General features: G+C 38.9%; 5 protein-coding genes. 3 read left to right on the top strand and 2 right to left on the bottom strand.

The window, feature by feature from the left end; all coding sequences use genetic code 11:
• Nucleotides 1–148: 148 nt before the first annotated feature.
• Complete coding sequence (locus JIG37_RS07515; RefSeq protein ID WP_166339736.1) at nt 149–829, bottom strand: SprT family zinc-dependent metalloprotease; 681 nt, start codon at nt 827–829, stop codon at nt 149–151.
• Between the two features lie 104 nt (nt 830–933).
• On the opposite strand from JIG37_RS07515, the gene JIG37_RS07510 reads away from it, so the two are divergent.
• From JIG37_RS07510 to JIG37_RS07500, 3 genes are all read left to right on the top strand, one after another.
• Nucleotides 934–1,914 (top strand): ion channel, encoded by a 981-nt coding sequence (locus tag JIG37_RS07510; RefSeq protein WP_054553653.1) that lies wholly within the window; start codon nt 934–936, stop codon nt 1,912–1,914.
• A 161-nt stretch (nt 1,915–2,075) separates the two neighbouring features.
• The gene (locus JIG37_RS07505; protein WP_199529090.1) at nt 2,076–5,402 is read left to right on the top strand and encodes an MHYT domain-containing protein; all 3,327 of its coding nucleotides are present in this window, start codon (nt 2,076–2,078) and stop codon (nt 5,400–5,402) included.
• The gene (locus tag JIG37_RS07500) at nt 5,399–6,388 is read left to right on the top strand and encodes a two-component system response regulator (RefSeq protein WP_054553654.1); all 990 of its coding nucleotides are present in this window, start codon (nt 5,399–5,401) and stop codon (nt 6,386–6,388) included. The genes JIG37_RS07505 and JIG37_RS07500 overlap by 4 nt, the downstream gene beginning before the upstream one ends.
• 32 nt (nt 6,389–6,420) lie before the next feature.
• On the opposite strand, the gene JIG37_RS07495 is transcribed toward JIG37_RS07500, so the two are convergent.
• On the bottom strand, nt 6,421–7,734 hold the full coding sequence (locus JIG37_RS07495; protein WP_199529088.1) for a DUF3472 domain-containing protein: 1,314 nt from the start codon (nt 7,732–7,734) through the stop codon (nt 6,421–6,423).
• Nucleotides 7,735–7,765: the final 31 nt, after the last annotated feature.

The raw sequence follows: 7,765 nt of genomic DNA, 5'->3' as shown, positions 1-7,765 counted from the left end.
TTTCTAGCTTTACTCTTTCTAGCTTTACTCTTTCTAGCTTTACTCTTTCTAGCTTTACTCTTTCTAGCTTTACTCTTTCTAGCTTTACTCTTTCTAGCTTTACTCTTTCTAGCTTTACTCTTTCTAGCTTTACTCTCGCTAACTTAATCTACCAACTCAAACTGCTCCCATTCGCTTTTAACCATTGCTCTGCTTTTTTATAGTCTGGATAAAACTGGCTCACACGTTGCCAAAACTTAGCGCTATGATTCATATGTAAAAGATGCGCAAGCTCATGGACAACTACATAATCAATCACCCAGGTTGGCGCACTTGCTAAATGTAAATTAAAAGTCAGCTCACGGCGTTTGTTACAACTGCCCCAGCGACGTTTATAATGTTGAATTTTAAGCTTTGTAGGCAACGTCTCAGACATTTGCAAGCAGTAATCATGCACTCGCATTTCGATATAGCTCTCAAGCTTTTCATGCATAAACTGCTCAAGCAAAGCGAGGTAGTTAGCCTCTTGATGTTTGACACGTGATGATATTAGTAAGGTAAGCTGATGCCGCGCATCTTGATGCCAAGTGTTTTTCGGGCCTTTGCCGAATACTATCGGGACGTTTTGCCCAAACAACTTAATAGTGGCGTTTACTAATGGCAATTGGCGATGCTCAGCTTGTATAGATTGCTTTGCTATTTGTTCAGCGACCCAATCTTGCTTAGTGTTTAGCCAGGCATCTATTTCAGTTTGTGGAACATAAAAAGGCGCATAAACAGTGAGTTTCTGCTCAGCAACTTTAATTGCCACGGTTGTTCTGCGTTTACTGCGCTTTAGGGTGTAATCCAACAAAAGTAAGCCAATTCAATTAATAAAAAAATGAGAGATTCCATTTTACCCTGCTAAATAGCTGCTAATCTATAAAGATGACTCACAAATAAGTTTTCATCCTTATGCCTGACAAACCATGTTGTAGTTATACCTCACCAACAGGTAACAAGTGCCAAGAAACAGATATGGGCTCTGGATTTTGCTTTTGGCATGATAGTAAATTTGATAAATCAGGGCTAGATCTAACCCAAAAATTAGAACGCTATGCCAAAAAAGGAGGCTTACTAGAAGGGTTACAATTAAAGCGAGCAAATCTTTCTGGGCTTAACTTAATCAAACAGGATGATGAAGAGGGCTATAACCTTTCTTACTGCAACTTCTATCGAGCAAATTTAACGGGCGCTCATTTATTTAATAATAAGATTGCTAATGCCTCACTAATGAAAGCTAACCTTCACAGTGCTAGTTTGCATTACTGTGACTTAAGAAATACCAACTTATTAGGTATCAAACTCAACGACAGCAGAATTGATAATATCGAGCTAGGCGACCAATTACTGCAAGAAACGGCGGCCATTAAAGCCCGCAAGAATAAGCACAACTCAGAAGCACGAGACTTATTCGAACAATCTGAAGAAATATACCGTAATTTAAGAAAAGCTTCTGAAAATCAAGGACTATTTGAGCTTGCCGGTAACTTTACTTATAAAGAATTGCGCATGCGTCATGCGCAATACCCTAAAGGTTCAAGTAAACAAATAACTTCAAGCTTTATCGATATGTTATGCGGCTATGGCGAAAAGCCTGAGAATGTCATTCGTTTTAGTTTGTCGCTTATTATTTGTTGTGCACTCTGTTATTTTTTATTTGGGGTGAATTATCAAGATACGCTAATAAGATTAGATTTTTCTAACTCTATTGAAGACAATTTATTTGCATTTCTAAATAGCATTTATTTTAGTGTTGTTACCTTTACGACTCTAGGTTACGGTGACATAACACCTATTGGTTTCTCTCGATTTATTGCAGCAGTTGAAGCATTTTGTGGGAGCTTTTCACTCGCTTTATTCGTTGTCGTATTCGTCAAACGCATGACGCGTTAACAGTATCTATTGATAAAAAGTGATGGATAAAAAACATGAATTTAAAACTAAGCATTTATAGCTAATATAAAATAATTAAATTCATTAATTTCACATCTTTTACTCTTAATAAATTTTAAATTGTATTAGACTGAAAGCACATGCAGCCTTTAACTTATTCTATGCTAGCAGAATTTTTTCTTACTGATCAAAGTTCAGATTTATTAATAAACGGTACCTACGACCCGACTCTAGTCCTTTTGTCGATTACCACGGCCGTCTTTGCCGCTTATTTTTCTTTACACCTTATTGATCTTGCAAATAAAACTAACTTTAATTCTTACCGTCAACTCGCCAATGGTACTGGCGCACTGGTTTTATCTGGTGGTATTTGGAGTATGCACTTCATTGGCATGCTGGCATTTTCACTATGCACAACAATTAACTACGATCCGACTTTAACATTCTTTTCGTTTGTACCGGCATTTTTCGCGTGTTTAACAGCATTTTCTTTTCTTCGGCGCAAGGGTAATACCCAGATCCCAAAAACGTTAAAGCTTCTAGTCAGTTCTGTATTATTAGGTGCAGGTATTGGCACCATGCATTATACAGGCATGGCTGCGATGCAAATGAGTCCATTGTTACGTTATGACCCTTGGTGGTTCGCTGCATCTATTGTTGTCGCTGTTGGCCTGTCATTCATAGGCTTATACACTCGCTTTCATTTGAGTGACCATTTTAAGCGTTTATCTAACTTTCAAAGTAGAATAATTTGCAGCATTATTCTTGGTTTTGCCGTTGCCGGTATGCATTACATGGGAATGGCTGCGACTCGCTTTGTTGCGACTTCGCCCCTCTTATCCGATAAAGTTGATACATCACATATTGAACTTATTGCTATTTGCGTCGCGTTTGCCACCGTTTTATTAACTGCACTCGTTGGCATTATCAATGGAATGGTTCGCTATCGTATGCTGTTGGTGGAGAAATCTGCCGAAGAATCTCGTTTAGATGCTATTTTAAGTACAGCTATTGATGGCATTGTGACTATTAACATTAAAGGAAAAATTTTAAGCTTTAATAAATCTGCAGAAGCTATTTTTGGCTGGCAGCAACAGGAAGTTCTCGGACAAAACGTTAAAATTCTAATGAATGACGAAATTGCTGCACATCATGATGATTACTTATTAAATAGTGGCAATCATGAGCTTAAAAAAGTAATTGGCATCAACAGAGATGTTTGCGCAAAACATAAAGATGGCCATTTATTTCCTATTCGTCTTGGCCTTGGAGAAGTGAAACAACCAGGTGAAGAGACTCTATTCGTAGGGTTTATTACTGATTTAACTCAGCAACGCGCCCTGCAACAGAGTCTAGAAGAAAAAGAACTACAATATCGTACCTTAATGAATAATACACCTGGTGCTGTATTTCGTTGTTTACTTGATAAAAACTGGACGATGCTGTTTATTAGCCCACGAGTCTTTGAATTAACCGGTTACACAGCACAGGAGTTCACATCAAACGAAGTAGCATTTGCAGATATCATAAATTCCAAGGATGAGCAGCACATAGCAGATGCCCTAGACGACGCCATCTCAAATTCTAACCAATACGCTGTTGAATATAGAATTAAACACCGTAATGGCCAAACAGTTTGGGTACTAGATCAAGGCACAGTTAACCATAATCCAGATACCAACGACAAATGGATAGATGGCGTGCTAGTCGACATAACCTCACGTCATGAATATGAGGAGTCGTTAAAGACAGCCAAGCAAGAAGCTGAAGCCGCTGCACAAGCCAAACAAGCATTTATGGCGAATATGAGTCATGAAATCCGCACACCAATGAACGCTATAATTGGCTTTAGTGATATTTTGATGGATAGCCCGCTTAGCAAAGAACAACAAAAGCATATAATTACTGTGAATAGTTCGGCCAGGTCATTATTGCATTTATTAAATGATGTACTCGACTCCGCAAAGCTAGAAAAAGGTAAATTAGATATCACGCTTGAACACTTTAATTTGCAGGCTCTACTAGATAATATCGTTTCAACCTTTTGGCTTGAAGCGAAACGAAAAAACTTACTTCTCGATTTAAAAATAGCCGAAAATGTTGCGCCAATATACATTGGAGATGATTCGCGTATTCGCCAAGTATTAAACAACCTAATTGGTAATGCGATTAAATTTACTGAAACAGGCTCTGTGACAATTAGTATCAGTAAAACGCAAAACAACCAGTTGTTTTTTGAAGTGCAAGATACAGGCATTGGTATCGCAAAACATAGACTAAAAGCAATTTTCCAGCCATTTGAGCAAGCTGATGGAACTATGACTCGCCGTTTTGGTGGCACAGGGTTAGGAACAACGATTAGTAAGCAACTGGTAGAGTTAATGGGTGGCAGCATTAGTGCTGTGAGCACAGAAAACAAAGGAAGTTGTTTCTTTTTCTCTTTACCTCTAAAAGAAGGTGATATTAATAAAGTTGATAAATTAAGTAATAATATCTTAAACCTGCCGCCTCTGAGAGTTCTAGTTGTTGACGATATAGAACAAAACCTCGAGTTACTGAATATTTTACTTTCTCAAGCTGGTCATGTTGTTACAAAAGCGAAGAATGGCTTAGAGGCTATCAGCGCCTTCGAAAAAAATAGCTTTGATGTAATTTTAATGGATATACACATGCCAGAGTGCGACGGGATTACAGCGTGTAAAGTGATTCGAGAAAAAGAGCAGCAACAACAACTCAAAAATACCCCTATCATTGCCCTAACTGCCAGTGTTTTACAGCAAGACAAATTAACCGCAAAACAAGCCGGTATGAATGGCTTCGCTAATAAGCCCGTTGATATTCAGCAAGTTAACCATGAAATAGCAAAGGTTTTAGGGTTAGAAGTTAATACAATATCTCAACAACAGCCAGATAAATCTAAGCAGCATATCAACTATGCAAAAGGCCTGAAAATGTGGGGAAGTAGCGAAAAACTAAACTCAGAAATAGCAGCGTTTTTATCTGATCATTATGCCAATATGATTCGTTTAAAAGAGCTTAATACTGATAGTTCTGAGGTGAAAACAATTTTGCACACTTTAAAAGGCGTTGCCGGGAATTTAGCGCTAGGAAAACTGCTACATTTACTTTCTCAAGCAGAGAATGAACTAAGAGGCACTCGTTTTATTTCACTCATCCATGCATGTGAAGATGAATGGCATTTTTTACGCTCAAAAATAGCCGAAACAAAAACTCAAGAGGAACAAACATCAGTTACTATGATGCCTACGAGTGAGCTAAATAAAGCCTTAGACACACTGCTAGAGCACGCAAAACATGCCGAAATTGACGATGACTTTTTGGCTCAAGTGGCGTCGAACACCCAGCCTGCTTTTAAATCGCAAATAAATGAAATTTGTGAACATTTTGACAATTTTGATTTTAATGCTGCACAGGAAGCGATTGAAAAATTGCAACGTGAAATAACTGCAAGTGAGGAGAAATCATGAGCGAACTTATTGAGCGCGAAAGAATTCTTATCGTAGATGATGAACCCGCTAACCTTAAAGTAATGCGTGAAGTATTAGGCAATGACTACCGCTTATCATTTGCGAAATCAGGTGAACTTGCATTGCAACTTATTAAGAATGAGCCGCCAAGATTAATTCTATTAGATGTGATGATGCCAGATATGAATGGCTTTGAAGTCTGTGAAATACTGAAATCTACACCAGAAACCGCTCATATTCCGATTATTTTTGTGACGGCTTTATCACATGAACAAGATGAATCAGAAGGCTTTGCGCTAGGTGCGGTAGACTACATTACAAAACCCATCAGCCCTGCAATTGTCCGAGCACGTGTTAAAACTCATTTATCATTAGTGCAAGCACAGCAATTACAGCTCGCTCATATTGATTTGATAAACCGTTTAGGACGTGCAGCAGAATACAAAGACACAGATACTGGTGAACACATTGCGCGTATGAGCCGTTACAGTAAAGTACTTGCACTTGCCTACGGAATGACTGAATTTCAAGCTGAGCAACTAAGACAAGCAGCACCGATGCATGATGTTGGTAAAATCGGTATTCCTGACGCCGTGCTTCTGAAGCCTGGGCGCTTGGATGAAAATGAATTCGAGCATATGAAGCAACATGCAACAATCGGGGCGAAGATTTTAGAAAACTCTAGTTCGCCTTTATTACAGCTAGCACACAAGCTGGCACTTGAGCACCATGAAAAATGGGATGGAAGCGGCTACCCTTATGGACTAAAAGGTGAAGAGATTAGTATTGAAGGCCGGATAGTGAGTATTGCCGACGTGTTCGACGCACTAACCTCAACAAGGCCATATAAAAAAGCATGGTCTGTTGACCAAGCTGTCGAACTTCTCAAATCTGAATCTGGTAAGCACTTTGATCCACAGTTAGTCGACTTATTTATAGGTCAGCTGGATGCAATTATAGAAATAAAAAATACATTCACTCGATAAATAGAGCCTCCTATCTGGAGGCTCTTTTATTACTAAGGTAAAGACTTAAGATCTATTTTAGGAATGTCTGTAGGGCTTCTTTCAAACTCGCTGCCATAAGGAGTGGGAGCGGAAAAAAAGCCTGTATTTTTTAGGTAAAACCCTTTCTCTGTCGTACCGCCTTGATAGTCAAAACGCGCATTTTTTTTGGCTGTGGCATCGTAAGTAAATTTAGCTTGGGTCACTTCTTGCCATTCCCCTCGCTCAGGTTTAGCCCATTGGTTTGTATAAATTGCACGACGTTCAAATTGCCCTGCCCCAGGTATGAAGTTCTCTAAAAATGAATAGGTGCCTTGATGATATATACTCGTCTTTGGGCGCCTGAAACTTGCAATTAACTGCCATTTTTCAACCATAGGATCATAAAAGTATGCTGTGAAATCAGTACTTTCAGTTCCTTCAACTGGCCTAATGTGAGTTAGAAAACCATATCGCGTGTCAGCTTTCCAATCGTATCGCATATAGCTTTGTCCGCCAGAGCCTTCATTGCCAAATTTACCTACATGCACATTTTTACCATGCTTTAAGGTCTGTATTCGGTACTCAGGTGGAATTAATGAAGGATTATCTGTTGAAAATGGACTCCAAATAGAGAATAACACTCTGCGCTCACTATCAGAGTTTACTTGTATACCAAAATAGCCCCCATCAAAACCATTCGCCATGTAATACGAGCCTATTGCATCGGCTCCTTTTGGCACTTCTATTTCGCTATAAAACCACGGGTAATTCATCGTTTGAGAAGGCAACGAGTATTGCAGGTGAACCGAAGGGCCTCGACGTCCCCAGTAAAAGTCATCTTTAACATAACTAACTTTACCTAAAGCCACTTCGCCGCCGATTTTAATCTCACTTATGGCTGGTAAAAGCGTTTCTGCTTGCTCTAATCCCGTGATGGTTAACTTTTGATAACCTAATTCATCAAGGTTAAATGTACCAACAGGTACGCTCATTGGTTGATTATTTTTTACTGTTACAATTTTGCTTTGCCCAGCTATCGAAACTTCAATTGTTGCAGGTTTGTCTTTCACAAAGGTTTGCAAAGAAACGGCTAACTCTCCTGTTTTAGATGTGTAAAAATAAGTGCTTAAACTGCCTTGTTCCGCAAACCAATGGGTCACACCACTCTTGTCTATCAGCTTATCTGACAGCTCAATATTATTATCAATCCAACTGTTTCCTGCCACTGGAATACTGAGCGTTGTTTCTATCTTTTTATCTTCTAACTGTAACTGCTGATTTCCACATGCGACCAAGGAGGTCAAAAAAAGCGATAAAACAGCCGTTTTTATTCTGTGATTGTTCATTTTCTTTCCCACAAAAAAGCACTATCCGTAA

This window comes from Pseudoalteromonas sp. bablab_jr010 (assembly GCF_016464105.1).
Taxonomy (GTDB): domain Bacteria; phylum Pseudomonadota; class Gammaproteobacteria; order Enterobacterales; family Alteromonadaceae; genus Pseudoalteromonas; species Pseudoalteromonas simplex.
This window is presented reverse-complemented; position numbering and strand designations above follow the sequence as displayed.

Coding starts and splice junctions, on each gene's coding strand:
- JIG37_RS07510 (WP_054553653.1), top strand. CDS start 934: ATGCCTGACAAACCATGTTGTAGTTATACCTCACCAACAGGTAACAAG.
- JIG37_RS07505 (WP_199529090.1), top strand. CDS start 2,076: ATGCTAGCAGAATTTTTTCTTACTGATCAAAGTTCAGATTTATTAATA.
- JIG37_RS07500 (WP_054553654.1), top strand. CDS start 5,399: ATGAGCGAACTTATTGAGCGCGAAAGAATTCTTATCGTAGATGATGAA.
- JIG37_RS07495 (WP_199529088.1), bottom strand. CDS start 7,734: ATGAACAATCACAGAATAAAAACGGCTGTTTTATCGCTTTTTTTGACC.